Genomic DNA, 16,355 nt, shown 5'->3' on the forward strand with positions numbered 1-16,355 from the left:
TGCGTAACAGGGCGGGTGCGTTACTGTGGTGTTATAAAATAATCAAAAACAGGAAAGCAGAGGTGGGGCAACGAATTCCCGTTACGCTCGGCAATATTGCGCCGCTGACGTTAAAACCGTTCCGCGCAGGTCAACTCGCGCTGGTCTGCGAAGGTGGAGGACAGCGCGGCATTTTCACCGCCGGCGTGCTGGACGAATTTATGCGCGCGCAGTTCAACCCGTTTGACCTTTACTTCGGCACCTCTGCCGGGGCGCAGAACCTCTCTGCTTATGTTTGTAATCAACCTGGCTATGCGCGAAGGGTAATCATGCGCTACACCACGGCAAAAGAATTTTTTAATCCGGTGCGCTTTGTGCGCGGCGGCAACCTGATCGATCTTGACTGGCTGCTGGAGTCGACCTCCAGCCAGATGCCGCTGGCCATGGATATCGCTGCCCGTCTGTTTGATAGCGGCAAAGAGTTCTGGATGTGCGCCAGCCGGGGCGATGACTATTCGGCGGGCTATTTTTCTCCTCAGAAGGAGAACTGGCTGGACATCATCCGCGCCTCCAGCGCGATCCCCGGCTTTTATCGTACCGGTGCCCTGCTGGACGGCATTAGCTACCTGGACGGTGGGATCAGTGACGCGGTGCCGGTGCAGGAAGCCGCCCGGCGCGGGGCGAAAACCATTGTGGTGATCCGTACCGTGCCGTCGCAAATGTATTACACGCCGCAGTGGTTTAAACGGATGGAGCGCTGGCTGGGCGACAGCAGCCTACAGCCGCTGGTGAACATCGCGAAGCAGCATGAAACCACCTACGGCGCGATGCAGCGCTTCATTGAAAAACCGCCGGGTAAGCTGCGTATTTTTGAAATCTATCCGCCTAAGCCGCTGCTGAGCATGGCTCTGGGCAGCCGCGTCCCTGCGCTGCGCATGGATTACAAAACGGGGCGGCTGTGCGGGCGCTATTTCCTGGCGACGGTGGGGAAAATGCTGGCGGAGCAACCGCCGCTTCATCGCCATAAACGCATTATTTTGCCGCCTGCGATTGTCGCCAATGACGCTCTGACGACGCCGCTGGTGGATATTCCGCAGGCGAATGACGCTTTACTGGATAACGAGGATCTGGCGTGACGTACCGCTTTGTCGATACCCATTGTCACTTTGATTTCCCGCCTTTTACGGGAGATGAAGAGCAAAGCATTGCGAAAGCTGCCGAGGCAGGCGTTCAGGCCATCATTGTGCCGGCAGTGGAAGCGGCCTATTTTTCCCGGGTGCTGGATCTTTCCGCGCGGCACCCCGCGCTCTATGCCGCGCTTGGCCTGCATCCGATCGTGATTGAGCGGCATCTTGATGAGCACATTGAGAGGCTTGATGAGGTCGTGCAGACCGCAGGAGACAAACTTGTCGCCATCGGTGAGATCGGCCTCGATCTTTACCGTGAGGATCCGCAGTTTGAGCGCCAGCAGACGATCCTCGACGCGCAGCTCAGGCTGGCGAAGCGCCACGATCTACCGGTGATCCTCCACTCAAGACGCACGCACGATAAGCTGGCGATGCACCTGAAACGCATCGATCTGCCGCGCAGGGGCGTAGTGCACGGTTTCTCCGGCAGCCTGCAGCAGGCGCAGCGTTTTATTGAGCTGGGCTATAAAATCGGCGTCGGTGGCACCATTACCTATACGCGTGCCAGTAAAACTCGGGACGTAATGGCACATCTGCCGCTGTCGGCGCTTCTGCTGGAAACCGACGCGCCGGATATGCCGCTGAATGGTTTTCAGGGCCAGCCGAATCGCCCGGAACAGGCGGCGCGCGTGTTTACCACCCTGTGTGAACTGCGACAGGAGCCTGAAGAGGTGATTGCCGGTGCGCTGCTTGAAAACACCCGTTCGGTATTTGGCATCACGCTATAGGTAAAGCGCCGGACGAATCACCGTTATCTTCTGTTTTTCCAGCGCCCGCGCCAGGGGTTCAACGTCCTCGGGCGTGGCGCTGCGCCACGACGCCGCCTCACCGTAAACGCCATGCGCATGAAACGCGTTGATGCGCACCGGAACATTCCCAAGCCCGTGGATAAAGGTCGTTAGCGGTTTGAGGTGTTCCAGATAATCACACTGCTCCGGAATCACCAGCAGGCGGAGCTCCGTCAAACGGTGACGATCTGCCAGCCAGCGAATGCTCTGCTTGATCTGCGGGTTTTCGCGCCCGGTCAGGAAGCGGTGATGCGCGTTCCCCCACGCCTTCAGATCCAGCATCGCGCCATCCAGTACCGGCAGCAGCTTTTGCCAGCCGGTTTCGCTTAACAGACCGTTGCTGTCTACCAGGCAGGTGAGGTGGCGCAGGGCGGGATCGGCTTTGATCGCGGTGAACAGGGCAATCAAAAACGGCAATTGCGTTGTGGCTTCACCGCCGCTCACGGTGATCCCTTCGATAAACGGGGCGGATTTGCGGACCTGGGTGAGGATCTCTTCCACGCTGAAGCGGTGCGCCATAGGCGTTGCCTGCTGCTGGCACAATTGCAGACAGGTGTCGCACTGCTGGCAGTCACTCTCCTGCCACCAGACGCGTCCGGCCTGAATAGTCAGCGCGTCGTGCGGGCAGTGGGGCACGCAGTCCCCGCAGTCGTTGCAGCGGCCGATCGTCCACGGGTTGTGGCAGGTTTTACAGCGCAGGTTGCAGCCCTGCAGAAACAGGGCCAGGCGGCTGCCCGGCCCGTCCACGCAGGAAAAAGGAATAACCTGACTAACTAAAGCGCATCTGCTGTTCATGGCTTATCACGCGCGGCTGACGTTCCAGAATACGGGTATTGCGTGCGGCCTCTTCGCCCAGCCACGTGGTATTGGTGCGCGATCCGGCTTCCCGGTATTTCTCCAGATCCGATAGTCGCACCATATAACCGGTCACGCGGACCAGATCGTTACCCGCTACGTTGGCGGTAAATTCACGCATACCCGCCCTGAACGCGCCCAGGCAAAGCTGAACTACCGCCTGCGGGTTACGTTTTACCGTCTCATCCAGCGTCAGGATATCGCTTATCCCGGAAGAGTAGTGTTTGTGGTGAGGAGCTACCGCCAGCAAATGGCTGATGGGATCCGGCTCGTCGCCGTAGGGCAGACGCGCGCCCGGCGTGGTGCCCGAGTCGGAACTGATCCCCGACTGCGCATGGAGCATCGCGCGCTGCTTCCAGCCGTACTTTACCGGCGTGTTTTCGACAAACGCCGCAAGCTGTTCGCTGATGCGATAGCCCAGCGCGTTGGCCTGTGCATCCTTTCCGTAGCGTCCCGCTATTCCTGCTTTCTCACAGAGCGCGTTTACCGCTTCCGCCAGGCCGTACATGCCAAACATGGGCACAAACCGATCCGCATCAATCAGCCCCTCTTTTACCAGGAAGCTATTCTCAAAGAAGCCAGATTGCTCGTACAGGAAACCGCAGCGCGCATCGATGATGGCCATTTGCTGCTGGCAGTAGTGCGGGAGCGTGCGGGTGAAGAAGTCGTCAATGGATGCGCTGCGTTCAGCAATGGCTTTGAGGTTAAGGCGCACCAGGGTGCTGCCGCCGCCTGCAAGCGGCAGAGAGTTGTAACAGCTCACCACGCCGTAACGGCCTTTTGTGAAAATTTTATCATTCACTGGGCCATTAGAAATATGCGGTTTGCTGCATTCGCATATGTTTTTTGCCACCTCAAGCAGCAGGTCGTCCGGGGTGATCTCGGGATCGTAGATAAAGGTCAGGTTCGGTGCAACCTGCTTCAGCTCTGCATCGGCACGCAGAATGGCACGGGTAATGGGGCCGTCAGCAGGCCCGATGTTTGCGTGCATAAACGCATCCGGCAGCGTACGGTCGAGATAGCGCCAGAAACGTTTTACTCGGCTATCGATCTCTTCTTGTGTTAGAATTCTAACATATGGAGTTAATATCGCATCAAGCTGACCGAGATAGACCGGCATCGATGTGACGGAAGGAACATGATGGTAGAGGATGGTTAACAGCGAGAGGGCGTCGTCGAGATCTTTCGCGCCTTCCAGCTCCAGCCACGCTGAACCGTTAGCGAGAAATTTTGCGTAATCCGGCAGAACGTAACGGGGTTTGTAAGGCGCATGGCCTTCGAACATGTCGCAGATAAAACCTTCGTCCAGTGCGGCTCGTGCAGCCTCAGAAGGTGCCGGATAAGGCAGGTTGTTCTCCGCTTCCAGCGCCAGAAAATGACGTTTTTGTTCCGGGGTTAACGCCGGGCTTGTCACAATCTGCTGGCAACGTTGCTGCAGGGCGTCGGGGCTGGAGTGAGGCATATTCGCTTCCTTGAGTGTTCTGCGGATGATGACCGGATTGTAGAAAGCCAGCCTGTCGTGGCTTTTGATCCGACAGGGGGTATCGCTGCTTTAGTCGGCAATTTACGCGCTAAAGTTTGAAGAAGATCTCATTACAGTAATGCAAATTTGTACGCAGTTTTCATTAACTGTGATGAATGTCGAAGTGTGGATGCGGGTGAATGTTAGAATACTCACAGACCCGCAAGGTAAAATTTATACGGCACTGCCGTTGGAGAATGTTATGACCGATTTAACTGCAAGCAGCCTGCGCGCGTTGAAACTGATGGACCTGACCACCCTGAACGATGACGACACCAATGAGAAAGTCATCGCCCTGTGCCATCAGGCGAAAACGCCGGTGGGTAATACCGCAGCCGTTTGTATCTACCCGCGCTTTATCCCTATTGCCCGTAAGTCGCTGAAAGAGCAGGGTACGCCGGACGTGCGCATTGCAACCGTAACTAATTTCCCGCACGGCAACGACGATATCGAGATCGCGCTGGCTGAAACCCGCGCGGCGATTGCTTACGGCGCAGACGAAGTTGACGTGGTATTCCCGTACCGCGCGCTGATCGCCGGCAACGAGCAGGTCGGTTTTGACCTGGTGAAAGCCTGTAAAGACGCGTGTGCGGCGGCAAACGTGCTGCTGAAAGTGATCATCGAAACCGGCGAGCTGAAAGAAGAAGCGCTGATTCGTAAAGCATCTGAAATCTCCATCAAAGCCGGTGCGGATTTCATTAAAACCTCTACCGGTAAAGTGCCGGTGAATGCGACCCCGGAAAGCGCGCGCATCATGATGGAAGTGATCCGCGACATGGGCGTATCCAAAACCGTTGGTTTCAAACCCGCGGGCGGCGTGCGTACCGCCGAAGACGCGCAGCAGTTCCTGGCGATTGCCGATGAGCTGTTTGGCGCCGACTGGGCGGACTCCCGTCACTACCGCTTCGGCGCGTCCAGCCTGCTGGCTAGCCTGCTGAAAGCGCTGGGTCACGGCGACGGTAAGAGCGCAAGCAGCTACTAAGATTTGAATTGCCGGGTGAGCGTAGCGACCCCGGCCTACTTCGGGAGGTTACCGTGTTTCTCGCACAAGAAATTATTCGTAAAAAACGTGATGGTCATGCATTAAGCGACGAAGAGATCCGCTTCTTTATCAACGGCATTCGTGATAACACCGTCTCTGAAGGGCAGATTGCGGCTCTGGCGATGACCATTTTCTTCCACGATATGTCGATGCCTGAGCGCGTGTCGCTGACCATGGCGATGCGAGATTCAGGAACCGTTCTGGACTGGAAAAGCCTTAACCTTAACGGCCCGATTGTGGATAAACACTCCACCGGCGGCGTGGGCGATGTGACGTCTCTGATGCTCGGCCCGATGGTGGCAGCCTGCGGCGGTTATATCCCGATGATCTCCGGGCGCGGCCTGGGCCACACCGGCGGTACGCTCGACAAACTGGAAGCCATTCCGGGCTTCGATATCTTCCCGGACGACAACCGCTTCCGCGACATTATTAAAGACGTTGGTGTGGCGATTATCGGCCAGACCAGCTCTCTTGCTCCGGCAGACAAGCGTTTCTACGCGACCCGCGACATCACCGCAACCGTTGACTCCATCCCGCTGATCACCGCCTCTATCCTGGCGAAGAAACTGGCAGAAGGGCTGGACGCGCTGGTGATGGACGTGAAGGTGGGCAGCGGCGCGTTTATGCCGACGTATGAACTCTCAGAGGCACTGGCCGAAGCGATCGTGGGCGTATCCAACGGTGCGGGCGTGCGCACCACCGCGCTGCTCACCGACATGAACCAGGTGCTGGCATCCAGCGCCGGTAACGCCGTCGAAGTGCGTGAAGCCGTCCAGTTCCTGACCGGTGAATACCGCAACCCGCGTCTGTTCGACGTCACCATGGCGCTGTGCGTTGAGATGTTAATCTCCGGCAAGCTGGCCAAAGACGACGCAGAAGCCCGCGCGAAACTGCAGGCGGTGCTGGACAACGGCAAAGCGGCGGACATTTTCGGCCGCATGGTTGCAGCCCAGAAAGGCCCGACCGATTTCGTCGAAAACTACGCGAAATACCTGCCAACCGCGACGCTCAGCAAAGCGGTGTATGCCGATAGCGAAGGGTTTGTCTCTGCAATGGACACCCGTGCGCTGGGTATGGCGGTGGTCTCGATGGGCGGCGGCCGTCGTCAGGCATCGGACACCATTGATTACAGCGTCGGCTTTACCGATATGGCCCGTCTGGGCGACAGCGTTGACGGTCAACGTCCGCTGGCAGTGATCCACGCGAAAGACGAAGCCAGCTGGCAGGAAGCGGCTAAAGCGGTGAAAGCGGCTATTACGCTTGACGATAAAGCGCCGGAAACCACACCGACTGTCTATCGCCGTATCACCGAATAGCGGTATACTGATCTGATCGATAATTTTTGAAGCACTACGTACGGAGAACAATTATGAAACGTGCATTTATTATGGTGCTGGACTCATTCGGCATCGGCGCAACCGAAGATGCAGAACGTTTTGGTGACGTGGGTTCCGATACCATGGGCCATATCGCGGAAGCCTGTGCAAAAGGCGAAGCGGACAACGGTCGTAAAGGCCCTCTGACTCTACCTAACCTGACCCGCCTCGGGCTGGTGAAAGCGCATGAAGGTTCTACCGGCAAAATCGCAGCCGGTATGGACGGTAACGCGGAAGTCGTGGGAGCCTACGCCTGGGCTCACGAGCTCTCCTCCGGTAAAGACACCCCGTCTGGCCACTGGGAAATCGCCGGTGTGCCGGTGCTGTTCGACTGGGGTTACTTCTCCGACCACGAGAACAGCTTCCCGCAGGAGCTGCTCGATAAGCTGGTGAAGCGTGCCAACCTGCCGGGCTACCTCGGTAACTGCCACTCTTCCGGTACCGTGATTCTGGATCAGCTCGGCGAAGAGCACATGAAAACCGGCAAGCCGATTTTCTATACCTCTGCTGACTCCGTGTTCCAGATTGCCTGCCACGAAGAGACGTTTGGCCTGGACAAACTCTACGAGCTGTGCGAAATCGCCCGTGAAGAGCTGACCGAAGGCGGCTACAACATTGGTCGCGTGATCGCGCGTCCATTTATCGGCGACAAAGCGGGTAACTTCCAGCGTACCGGTAACCGTCACGACCTGGCCGTTGAGCCACCGGCGCCAACCGTGCTGCAGAAGCTGGTTGAAGAGAAAGACGGTCACGTGGTGTCCGTGGGTAAAATCGCGGATATCTACGCCAACTGCGGCATCACTAAAAAAGTGAAAGCCACCGGTCTGGATGCGCTGTTCGATGCCACCATCAAAGAGATGAAAGAAGCGGGCGACAAGACCATTGTCTTCACCAACTTCGTGGACTTCGACTCCTCCTGGGGCCACCGTCGCGACGTCGCAGGCTATGCGGCTGGTCTTGAGCTGTTCGACCGCCGTCTGCCGGAGCTGATGGAGCTGGTGGGCGAAGATGACATTCTGATCCTGACCGCGGACCACGGCTGTGACCCAACCTGGACCGGTACCGACCACACCCGTGAGCACATTCCGGTGCTGGTGTACGGCCCGAAAGTGAAGCCGGGCTCGCTCGGTCACCGTGAAACCTTCGCGGACATCGGCCAGACCCTGGCGAAATACTTTGGTACGTCTGACATGGAATATGGCAAGGCCATGTTCTGAATCATGTTGGGTGAGGTCTGATGCCCTCACCCCTGCCCTCTCCCACAGGAAGAGGGTGAAAAGAATAAACAATGTAAAAGGAACTGAAGATGGCAACTCCTCACATTAACGCAGAAATGGGTGATTTCGCTGACGTCGTATTGATGCCGGGCGACCCGCTGCGCGCGAAGCACATTGCAGAAACCTTCCTGGAAGACGTGCGTGAAGTGAACAACGTTCGCGGCATGCTGGGCTTCACCGGTACCTATAAAGGCCGCAAAATTTCCGTTATGGGCCACGGTATGGGTATCCCATCCTGCTCTATCTATACTAAAGAGCTGATCACCGACTTCGGCGTGAAGAAAATCATCCGCGTGGGCTCCTGCGGCGCGGTGCGTATGGACGTTAAGCTGCGCGACATCGTTATCGGTATGGGGGCCTGCACCGATTCCAAAGTTAACCGCATGCGTTTCAAAGACCATGACTTCGCGGCGATTGCTGACTTCGGCATGGTGCGTGACGCGGTTGACGCGGCAAAAGCGCTGGGCGTTGAAGCGCGCGTGGGTAACATCTTCTCTGCTGACCTGTTCTATGCTCCGGACGGCGGCGAGATGTTCGACGTGATGGAAAAATACGGCATCCTGGGCGTGGAAATGGAAGCGGCGGGTATTTACGGCGTGGCGGCTGAGTTTGGTGCGAAAGCGCTGACCATCTGCACCGTGTCTGACCACATCCGTACTCACGAGCAGACCACCGCTGCCGAGCGTCAGACCACGTTCAACGACATGATCAAAATCGCGCTGGAATCTGTTCTGCTGGGCGATAAAGAGTAATTCTGTCTCTTCCCTCCCTCTCCCTGTGGGAGAGGGCATCAGACCGCACCTAGCGCACGGCCTGTGCAATCCACGCCGACAGCTCCCGCAGCTCATTTTCCTGCTCCGGGAAATCTCCGATCAACGCGTCGCATTCCTGCTGCAGCATATCCGCCCTGTACAAACAGCCCTGCAAGCGTGCCGCCAGCGCCTCTAACGGTGCCGGGTTCAGGCTATCGGTAAACACCTGCGTGCGGGTGATATGGCCTTTCTCCACGTCAAAATGCAGCTCCACGCCGCCCCAGGTAAAACGCTCGTCCAGCAGATGGGAAAACGCAGGAGCCTGACCGAAGTTCCACTCCCAGCTGCTCTGGCGGGCAAAGGTTTCGGCGAAGTTGGGCAGGTCCGGGGTTTTGTCAGGGGAGATGACTTCTGCTTCCACGCGCTCGCCGTAATGTTCAAAGAACGCGTCACGGATGGCATCGCAAATCTGCTCGTGCGTAATTCCCGGCAGCAGTTCCACCAGATTTGCCACGCGACCGCGTACGGAGGTAATTCCTTTGGCCTGGAGCTTTTTCTTATCCGGATTCAGGTAGTTCGCCAGACGGCTCAGGTCAGCGTTCAGCAACAGGGTGCCGTGGTGGAAGCCGCGATCCATCGTTTCGCGATAGGCGGAGCCGGAGACCTTCCGGTCGCCCTCGGGGGTTTTCACCACCAGATCGTTTCGCCCGGACGCTTCCGCCGTCACGCCGAGTGAATTGAGCGCGTTGAGGACGATGGACGTTGAGATGGTTTTATCGTATTCCGGTTTGCCCGCCATAAAGGTAAAGCAGGTATTGCCCAGATCGTGAAACACCGCGCCGCCGCCGCTGCTGCGGCGCGCGAGACGGACGTTGTCCTCTTCCATGCGCCGCGTATTGCACTCTTTCCACGGGTTTTGCGCGCGGCCGATGACCACCGTATCGGCGTTACGCCAGAGAAACAGTACGCGCTGGGTGGCGGGCATCTGGCGGAAGATGCACTCTTCTACCGCGAGATTAAACCAGGGATCGTAAGAGTCAGAGATGAGCAGGCGTAACGTCGTCATGGCAAAGTTCCTTTTCCGAATCGTTCGCCTACTTTATCACTAATCTTTCTTCTCGCTCTCTTCGTCTTCGGGGACGGATTTGCTGGCGGTCAGCAGGAACGGGGATTGCTGCCAGCGCGAGCGCTTGCCGCGAAGCAGGGTGCGCGCCAGCACAACGCCGATGGCGAGCGAAAGCAGCAGCATCAGGCGCAGAATATTGGTGGTATTATCGACCTGTTTGGCTTCAGTAGGCAGGGTGTGGGTATCGAGGGTCAGGCGCAGATAGCCCAGCGGGCCATTCTTCCCCTGAATTGGTTCGACAATCTGCTGGTTAAAGTAGCCCCCGGCTTTTTTCCCGTCCAGCGCCAGCCTGTCGCGCACGTCGACGTGCTCGCCCGCGCGGGCAATCAGGTTGCCTTGCTCATCATAGACGCCGGCGTCAAGAATGCGGCTGTTCTCCGTGAGCAGGCGCAACACCTGGCCTATCCGCTTATCGTCCGGCGTTTCGGTACGCATGGACGGCGCGACGTTGAGCGTCACCTGGCGTGCCAGCGTGCGGGCCAGCTCTTCAAACTGCGGGTTGCGTTGCCGTTGATGGTTCTGGCTAAACCACGATGCCCCTTGCATCAGCACTACTAATAGTGCGAGACAGGAAAGGACAATCACGGCGCGATGGAGCCGGAATTTCAGTTTTGCGCGAGCCATATTCCACCTGCTGAAAATTTACGGCTTAATGTTGCCAGAAGTGATGGTTACAGGGTAGCCTCATGCGTTATTTTCCCTCTGCAACCTTCCGGCGCGAACGAAATTACAGGAGCTTTAATGCCGAACATTACCTGGTGTGACCTGCCAACGGATGTCTCTTTATGGCCAGGATTGCCGCTCTCTTTAAGTGGCGATGAGGTGATGCCTCTGGATTACCACGCCGGTCGTAGCGGCTGGCTCCTCTACGGACGCGGTCTGGACAAGCAACGCCTGACCCAGTATCAAAGCAAGCTGGGTGCGGCAATGGTCATCGTCGCCGCCTGGTGCGTGGAAGACTACCAGGTTATTCGCCTGGCGGGTTCCCTGACGCAGCGCGCAACGCGTCTGGCGCATGACGCGGGGCTGGACGTCGCGCCGCTGGGCAAAATTCCGCACCTGAAAACTCCGGGCCTGTTGGTAATGGACATGGACTCTACCGCCATTCAGATCGAGTGTATTGACGAGATTGCGAAGCTGGCGGGCAGCGGCGAGCTGGTGGCGGAAGTTACCGAGCGTGCGATGCGCGGCGAGCTGGACTTCACCGCCAGCCTGAGACAGCGCGTGGCGACCCTGAAAGGGGCCGATGCCAACATTCTGCGCCAGGTGCGCGACGTGCTGCCGCTGATGCCAGGGCTGACGCAGCTGGTGCTGAAGCTACAGTCCCTCGGCTGGAAAGTAGCGATCGCCTCCGGTGGGTTCACCTTCTTCGCGGATTATCTGCGGGAAAAACTGCATCTGACCACCGTGGTGGCCAACGAACTGGAGATCATGGACGGCAAGCTGACCGGACAGGTGATCGGCGATATCGTGGATGCCCAGTACAAAGCCAATACGCTGACGCGTCTCGCGGAAAAATATGAAATTCCGGTTGTCCAGACCGTCGCTATCGGGGATGGCGCGAACGACCTGCCGATGATCAAAGCCGCCGGGCTGGGTATTGCCTACCATGCCAAGCCAAAAGTGAATGAAAAGACGGAAGTCACTATCCGTCACGCTGACCTGATGGGGGTGTTCTGCATTCTCTCCGGCAGCCTTAATCAGAAATAACGAGGTAAACCGTGGCGAAAGCTCCAAAACGCGCATTTGTCTGTAATGAATGTGGTGCGGATTATCCGCGCTGGCAGGGGCAATGCAGCGCCTGTCATGCCTGGAACACCATCACCGAAGTGCGTGGTGTGGCGGCTTCGCCGAGCGTGGCCCGCAATGAACGCCTGAGCGGCTATGCCGGTAACGCGGGCGTGGCAAAGGTGCAAAAACTTTCGGACATCAGCCTCGAAGAGCTGCCGCGCTTCTCCACCGGGTTCAAAGAGTTTGACCGCGTGCTCGGCGGCGGCGTGGTGCCGGGAAGCGCGATCCTGATCGGCGGTAACCCGGGCGCGGGTAAATCGACCCTGCTGCTGCAAACGCTCTGCAAGCTCGCCGAACAGATGAAAACCCTGTACGTCACGGGCGAAGAGTCTCTGCAGCAGGTGGCGATGCGCGCTCACCGCCTCGGCCTGCCGACCGGCAACCTGAACATGCTCTCCGAAACCAGCATCGAGCAGATCTGCATGATTGCCGAAGAAGAGCAGCCGAAGCTGATGGTGATCGACTCCATTCAGGTGATGCACATGGCGGACATTCAGTCTTCGCCGGGCAGCGTCGCGCAGGTGCGTGAAACCGCGGCGTACCTGACGCGCTTTGCCAAAACGCGCGGCGTGGCGATTGTAATGGTCGGCCACGTGACCAAAGACGGCTCGCTGGCCGGGCCGAAGGTGCTTGAACACTGTATCGACTGCTCTGTGATGCTCGACGGCGACGCGGACTCCCGTTTCCGTACCCTGCGCAGCCATAAGAACCGCTTTGGTGCGGTGAACGAACTGGGCGTGTTTGCCATGACCGAACAGGGGCTGCGCGAAGTCAGCAACCCGTCGGCCATCTTCCTGAGCCGCGGCGATGAGATCACCTCCGGCAGCTCGGTGATGGTGCTATGGGAAGGGACGCGCCCGCTGCTTGTCGAAATTCAGGCGCTGGTGGACGTGTCGATGATGGGCAACCCGCGGCGCGTGGCGGTCGGTCTGGAACAGAACCGTCTGGCGATCCTGCTGGCGGTGCTGCACCGTCACGGCGGGCTGCAGATGGCGGATCAGGACGTCTTCGTTAACGTGGTCGGCGGCGTCAAAGTCACGGAGACCAGCGCAGACCTGGCGCTGCTGCTGGCGATGGTCTCCAGCCTGCGCGACAGACCGCTGCCGCAGGATCTGGTGGTCTTCGGCGAAGTGGGCCTCGCCGGGGAAATCCGTCCGGTACCCAGCGGCCAGGAGCGTATCTCCGAGGCGGCAAAACACGGTTTCCGCCGGGCGATCGTTCCCGCCGCCAACGTGCCGAAAAAGATCCCGGAAGGGATGCAGGTATTTGGCGTGAAAAAACTCGCTGATGCGTTAAATGTCTTTGACGACTTATAATTACGTAAATTTGATTTTGCAGGAGGCACCGTAATTTATGTCATCATTTGACTACATCAAGACCGCAATCCGCCAGAAGGGCTGCACGCTGCAGCAGGTGGCGGACGCCAGCGGCATGACCAAAGGCTACCTGAGCCAGCTGCTGAACGCCAAAATCAAAAGCCCCAGCGCGCAGAAGCTGGAAGCGCTGCACCGCTTTCTGGGGCTGGAGTTCCCGCGTATGCAAAAGAACATCGGCGTGGTGTTCGGCAAGTTTTACCCGCTGCATACCGGGCATATCTATCTGATCCAGCGCGCCTGTAGCCAGGTTGACGAGCTGCACATCATCATGGGCTACGACGAAACCCGCGATCGTCAGCTGTTTGAAGACAGCGCCATGTCGCAGCAGCCGACCGTGCCGGACCGCCTGCGCTGGCTGCTCCAGACCTTTAAGTACCAGAAAAATATTCGTATTCATGCCTTTAACGAAGAGGGTATGGAGCCGTATCCGCACGGCTGGGACGTGTGGAGCAACGGCATCAAAGCGTTTATGGAAGAGAAGGGCATTGCGCCTAACTGGATCTACACCTCTGAAGAGTCCGACGCGCCGCAGTTCCGCGAGCATCTGGGCATCGAGACGGTGCTGATCGACCCGAAACGCACCTTTATGAACATCAGCGGGGCGCAGATCCGCGAAAACCCGTTCCGCTACTGGGATTACATTCCGACCGAAGTGAAGCCGTTCTTCGTGCGTACCGTCGCCATCCTGGGCGGCGAGTCGAGCGGTAAATCAACGCTGGTCAACAAGCTGGCGAACATCTTCAACACCACCAGCGCGTGGGAGTACGGCCGCGATTACGTCTTCTCGCACCTTGGCGGCGACGAGATGGCGCTGCAGTATTCCGACTACGATAAAATCGCGCTCGGTCATGCCCAGTACATTGATTTTGCGGTCAAATACGCCAATAAAGTGGCGTTTATCGATACCGATTTCGTCACTACACAGGCGTTCTGCAAAAAGTACGAAGGGCGCGAGCACCCGTTCGTGCAGGCGCTGATTGACGAATACCGCTTTGACCTGGTGATCCTGCTGGAAAACAACACCCCGTGGGTGGCCGACGGCATGCGAAGCCTCGGCAGCTCCGTGGACAGGCGGGAATTCCAGTCCATGCTGGTGGAGATGCTCAACGAAAACAACGTTGAGTTTGTGCATGTGGAAGAGTCGGACTACGACTCCCGCTTCCTGCGCTGCGTCGAGCTGGTGAAGGAGATGATGGGGGAGCAGGGGTAAGCGTTAACCGCCCTCTCCCTGTGGGAGAGGGCATCAAACCACTCAGAACTCAATCACCACTTTCCCACGCATATGTCCCTCCAGCACTTTACGGTGCGCCTCGGTAATGCTTTCCACGCTCAGCCCGTGCAGCGTTTCGCTGAGCGAACTTTCCACCACGCCGTTATCCACCAGCTTTGCCACCTCATTGAGGATCTCACCCTGACGCGCCATATCCGCGGTCTGGTACATGCTGCGGGTGTACATAAATTCCCAGTGCAGGGCGGCGGATTTGGACTTCAGCTTGTCCTGGTTCAGCGGACGTTCATTCTCAACGATGGAACAGATATGCCCCTGAGGCGCAATCAGGTCGCTGACCGCATCCCAGTGCCCGTCGGTGTCGTTGAGGATGAAGATGTAATCCACAAAGGTGAGCCCGTGCTTCGCCAGCTCGCCTTTCAGGTCGCGGTAGTTGACGACAATATCAGCCCCGCGATCGCGACACCACCGGGCGGAATCTTCTCGCGAAGCGGTTGCGACGATCTTCACCTTGCTGTTGTGCTTCGCAAAGGGGATCGCCAGCGATCCCACGCCGCCCGCACCGCCGATGATCAGCAGCGTTTTGTCCGCCCCGGCATCCTGAATGTTCAGGCGTTCAAACAGACCTTCCCACGCGGTGAGCGCGGTCAACGGCAGTGCAGCGGCAGCCGCCCAGCCGAGGCTGGCAGGCTTGTGCCCGACAATGCGTGCATCAATCAGCTGGTGCGTGGTGTTGCTGCCCGGGCGAGTGATGTCGCCCGCGTACCAGACCTCGTCACCCGGCTTAAATCCGGTCACGCCAGCCCCCACCGCTTTGACGATCCCGCTTGCATCCCAGCCGAGCACTCGCGGATCTTTCAGCCCGCTTTTGGCAATGCCCGCGTGGACTTTGGTATCGACTGGGTTAACGGAGACGGCCTTCACCTCCACCAGCAGATCGTGCTCGCCGGGCTGCGGCATCGGCGGGGTGATTTCAATGAAGGTGGACGGATTTTCTGGGTTAACGGCGATAGCTTTCACAGACATGGTGTGCTCCTCAATGACATGCGTTTTGTTGAGGCTAGTCTATAAAGTGGCCAGCTGCGTGATAAGATGGACAATCAAGAACTCAGCGTTCGTACAGGATGAACAATCATGTTTAAACAGCTGCAGGATATGGCGCTGTTCGCGCTGGTGGCCGAGATGGGCAGCTTTACCGCGGCGGCGCAGAAGGCCGAACTGCCGAAATCCAGCGTTAGCCAGCGAATTAGCCAGCTGGAGCAGCTGGTGGGTATCCGCCTGCTAAACCGCACCACGCGCAGGATAAGCCTCACGTTTGCGGGCGAGCACTATCTGGTGCACTGTCGCGAGATGCTGGCGGCCAGCGAGCGGGCGGAGTACGCCATTCAGCGGCTGCGCGAAAACCCCAGCGGGCGGCTGCGGATCACCTGTCCGGCGGGAATTGGGGCGACGCTGCTGGCGCACATGAATGCCGAGTTTCAGCTTCGCTATCCTGACGTGTCACTGGATGTGTCGATCTCTGATGACGTGGTGGATCTGGTCGAGGCCGGTTTTGACGTGGCGCTGCGTACCGGCAAGCCGCAGGATTCCTCCCTGATTGGCCGGATGATCGGGCACTGCCCGCGTTACATGCTGGCGTCGCCGGACTATCTGGCGCGTCGGGAGCCGCTGACGCATCCCCGTCAGCTGGTGGAGCACCGCTGCATTACGCACCGGGCGTGGTCGGAGTGGCTTCTGCGAAGCGAGAGCGAGGATTACCGCTACCTGCCGGATAACGCGCACATGACCGATAATCTGGTCTACGCCCGCGAGTGTGCGATTGCCGGTGCGGGGATCACGCTCTTACCCGCATTTCTGCTGGAAGATAAAATTGAAAAAGGTGCGCTGGTTCAGGTGCTGCCGGAGTGGAATGTTGAAGGAAACGATCTGTGGCTGGCGTATCCAAGCCGCAAGCTGAATTCACCTGCACTGATGAGCTATATCGAGTTTGCGATGCAGTTTGGTGAGGTGAAGCGGTATTACGTGGGTGGGTGATTTTGTGCGGCCTGATGCGCTT

General features: G+C 58.2%; 15 protein-coding genes. 10 read left to right on the forward strand and 5 right to left on the reverse strand.

Going from position 1 to position 16,355, the window contains the following annotated elements; genetic code table 11:
• The first annotated feature begins 62 nt into the window (after nucleotides 1-62).
• Both F0320_RS02835 and F0320_RS02840 read left to right on the forward strand, forming a co-directional pair.
• Nucleotides 63-1,115, forward strand: coding sequence for a patatin-like phospholipase family protein (locus F0320_RS02835; RefSeq protein ID WP_126328886.1), 1,053 nt, complete (start codon nucleotides 63-65; stop codon nucleotides 1,113-1,115).
• On the forward strand, nucleotides 1,112-1,894 hold the full coding sequence (locus F0320_RS02840) for a TatD family hydrolase (protein WP_126328885.1): 783 nt from the start codon (nucleotides 1,112-1,114) through the stop codon (nucleotides 1,892-1,894). The genes F0320_RS02835 and F0320_RS02840 overlap by 4 nt, the downstream gene beginning before the upstream one ends.
• Here F0320_RS02840 and F0320_RS02845 read toward each other — a convergent pair.
• Together F0320_RS02845 and F0320_RS02850 are read right to left on the reverse strand one after the other, a co-directional pair.
• The gene (locus F0320_RS02845; protein WP_126328884.1) at nucleotides 1,889-2,749 is read right to left on the reverse strand and encodes a YjjW family glycine radical enzyme activase; all 861 of its coding nucleotides are present in this window, start codon (nucleotides 2,747-2,749) and stop codon (nucleotides 1,889-1,891) included. The genes F0320_RS02840 and F0320_RS02845 overlap by 6 nt on opposite strands.
• Entirely contained in the window at nucleotides 2,724-4,271 is a 1,548-nt protein-coding gene (locus tag F0320_RS02850) for a YjjI family glycine radical enzyme (RefSeq protein WP_126328883.1), read from the reverse strand. The genes F0320_RS02845 and F0320_RS02850 overlap by 26 nt, the downstream gene beginning before the upstream one ends.
• Before the next feature lie 262 nt (nucleotides 4,272-4,533).
• Between F0320_RS02850 and deoC the strand changes: the two genes are divergently transcribed.
• The 4 genes from deoC (at nucleotide 4,534) to deoD (ending at nucleotide 8,778) form a co-directional block, all read left to right on the forward strand.
• Nucleotides 4,534-5,313, forward strand: coding sequence for a deoxyribose-phosphate aldolase (gene deoC, locus F0320_RS02855; protein WP_221765984.1), 780 nt, complete (start codon nucleotides 4,534-4,536; stop codon nucleotides 5,311-5,313).
• A gap of 53 nt (nucleotides 5,314-5,366) precedes the next feature.
• Nucleotides 5,367-6,689, forward strand: coding sequence for a thymidine phosphorylase (deoA, locus tag F0320_RS02860; protein WP_047651601.1), 1,323 nt, complete (start codon nucleotides 5,367-5,369; stop codon nucleotides 6,687-6,689).
• A 53-nt stretch (nucleotides 6,690-6,742) separates the two neighbouring features.
• A complete protein-coding gene (deoB, locus tag F0320_RS02865; protein WP_033144579.1) occupies nucleotides 6,743-7,966 on the forward strand; it encodes a phosphopentomutase in 1,224 nt (407 codons plus the stop codon).
• 89 nt (nucleotides 7,967-8,055) lie between these two features.
• A complete protein-coding gene (gene deoD, locus F0320_RS02870; protein ID WP_010427122.1) occupies nucleotides 8,056-8,778 on the forward strand; it encodes a purine-nucleoside phosphorylase in 723 nt (240 codons plus the stop codon).
• 49 nt (nucleotides 8,779-8,827) lie between these two features.
• Here deoD and lplA read toward each other — a convergent pair whose 3' ends face one another.
• Complete coding sequence (gene lplA, locus F0320_RS02875; RefSeq protein ID WP_048979041.1) at nucleotides 8,828-9,844, reverse strand: lipoate--protein ligase LplA; 1,017 nt, start codon at nucleotides 9,842-9,844, stop codon at nucleotides 8,828-8,830.
• A 39-nt stretch (nucleotides 9,845-9,883) separates the two neighbouring features.
• The gene (locus F0320_RS02880) at nucleotides 9,884-10,528 is read right to left on the reverse strand and encodes a YtjB family periplasmic protein (RefSeq protein WP_023310324.1); all 645 of its coding nucleotides are present in this window, start codon (nucleotides 10,526-10,528) and stop codon (nucleotides 9,884-9,886) included.
• A 117-nt stretch (nucleotides 10,529-10,645) separates the two neighbouring features.
• Between F0320_RS02880 and serB the strand changes: the two genes are divergently transcribed.
• From serB to nadR, 3 genes are read left to right on the forward strand one after another with little or no spacing between them, the layout of a single operon-like run.
• Entirely contained in the window at nucleotides 10,646-11,614 is a 969-nt protein-coding gene (gene serB, locus F0320_RS02885) for a phosphoserine phosphatase (RefSeq protein WP_025757501.1), read from the forward strand.
• Between the two features lie 11 nt (nucleotides 11,615-11,625).
• Entirely contained in the window at nucleotides 11,626-13,011 is a 1,386-nt protein-coding gene (gene radA, locus F0320_RS02890; RefSeq protein WP_014068810.1) for a DNA repair protein RadA, read from the forward strand.
• Nucleotides 13,012-13,048: 37 nt separating this feature from the next.
• A complete protein-coding gene (nadR, locus tag F0320_RS02895) occupies nucleotides 13,049-14,281 on the forward strand; it encodes a multifunctional transcriptional regulator/nicotinamide-nucleotide adenylyltransferase/ribosylnicotinamide kinase NadR (RefSeq protein WP_006810194.1) in 1,233 nt (410 codons plus the stop codon).
• 42 nt (nucleotides 14,282-14,323) lie between these two features.
• Here nadR and F0320_RS02900 read toward each other — a convergent pair whose 3' ends face one another.
• Nucleotides 14,324-15,325 (reverse strand): zinc-binding alcohol dehydrogenase family protein, encoded by a 1,002-nt coding sequence (locus F0320_RS02900; RefSeq protein WP_126328881.1) that lies wholly within the window; start codon nucleotides 15,323-15,325, stop codon nucleotides 14,324-14,326.
• A gap of 108 nt (nucleotides 15,326-15,433) precedes the next feature.
• Between F0320_RS02900 and F0320_RS02905 the strand changes: the two genes are divergently transcribed.
• A complete protein-coding gene (locus F0320_RS02905; RefSeq protein ID WP_126328880.1) occupies nucleotides 15,434-16,333 on the forward strand; it encodes a LysR family transcriptional regulator in 900 nt (299 codons plus the stop codon).
• The last annotated feature ends 22 nt before the right edge of the window (nucleotides 16,334-16,355 follow it).

It is taken from the genome of Enterobacter dykesii, from assembly GCF_008364625.2.
Taxonomy (GTDB): domain Bacteria; phylum Pseudomonadota; class Gammaproteobacteria; order Enterobacterales; family Enterobacteriaceae; genus Enterobacter; species Enterobacter dykesii.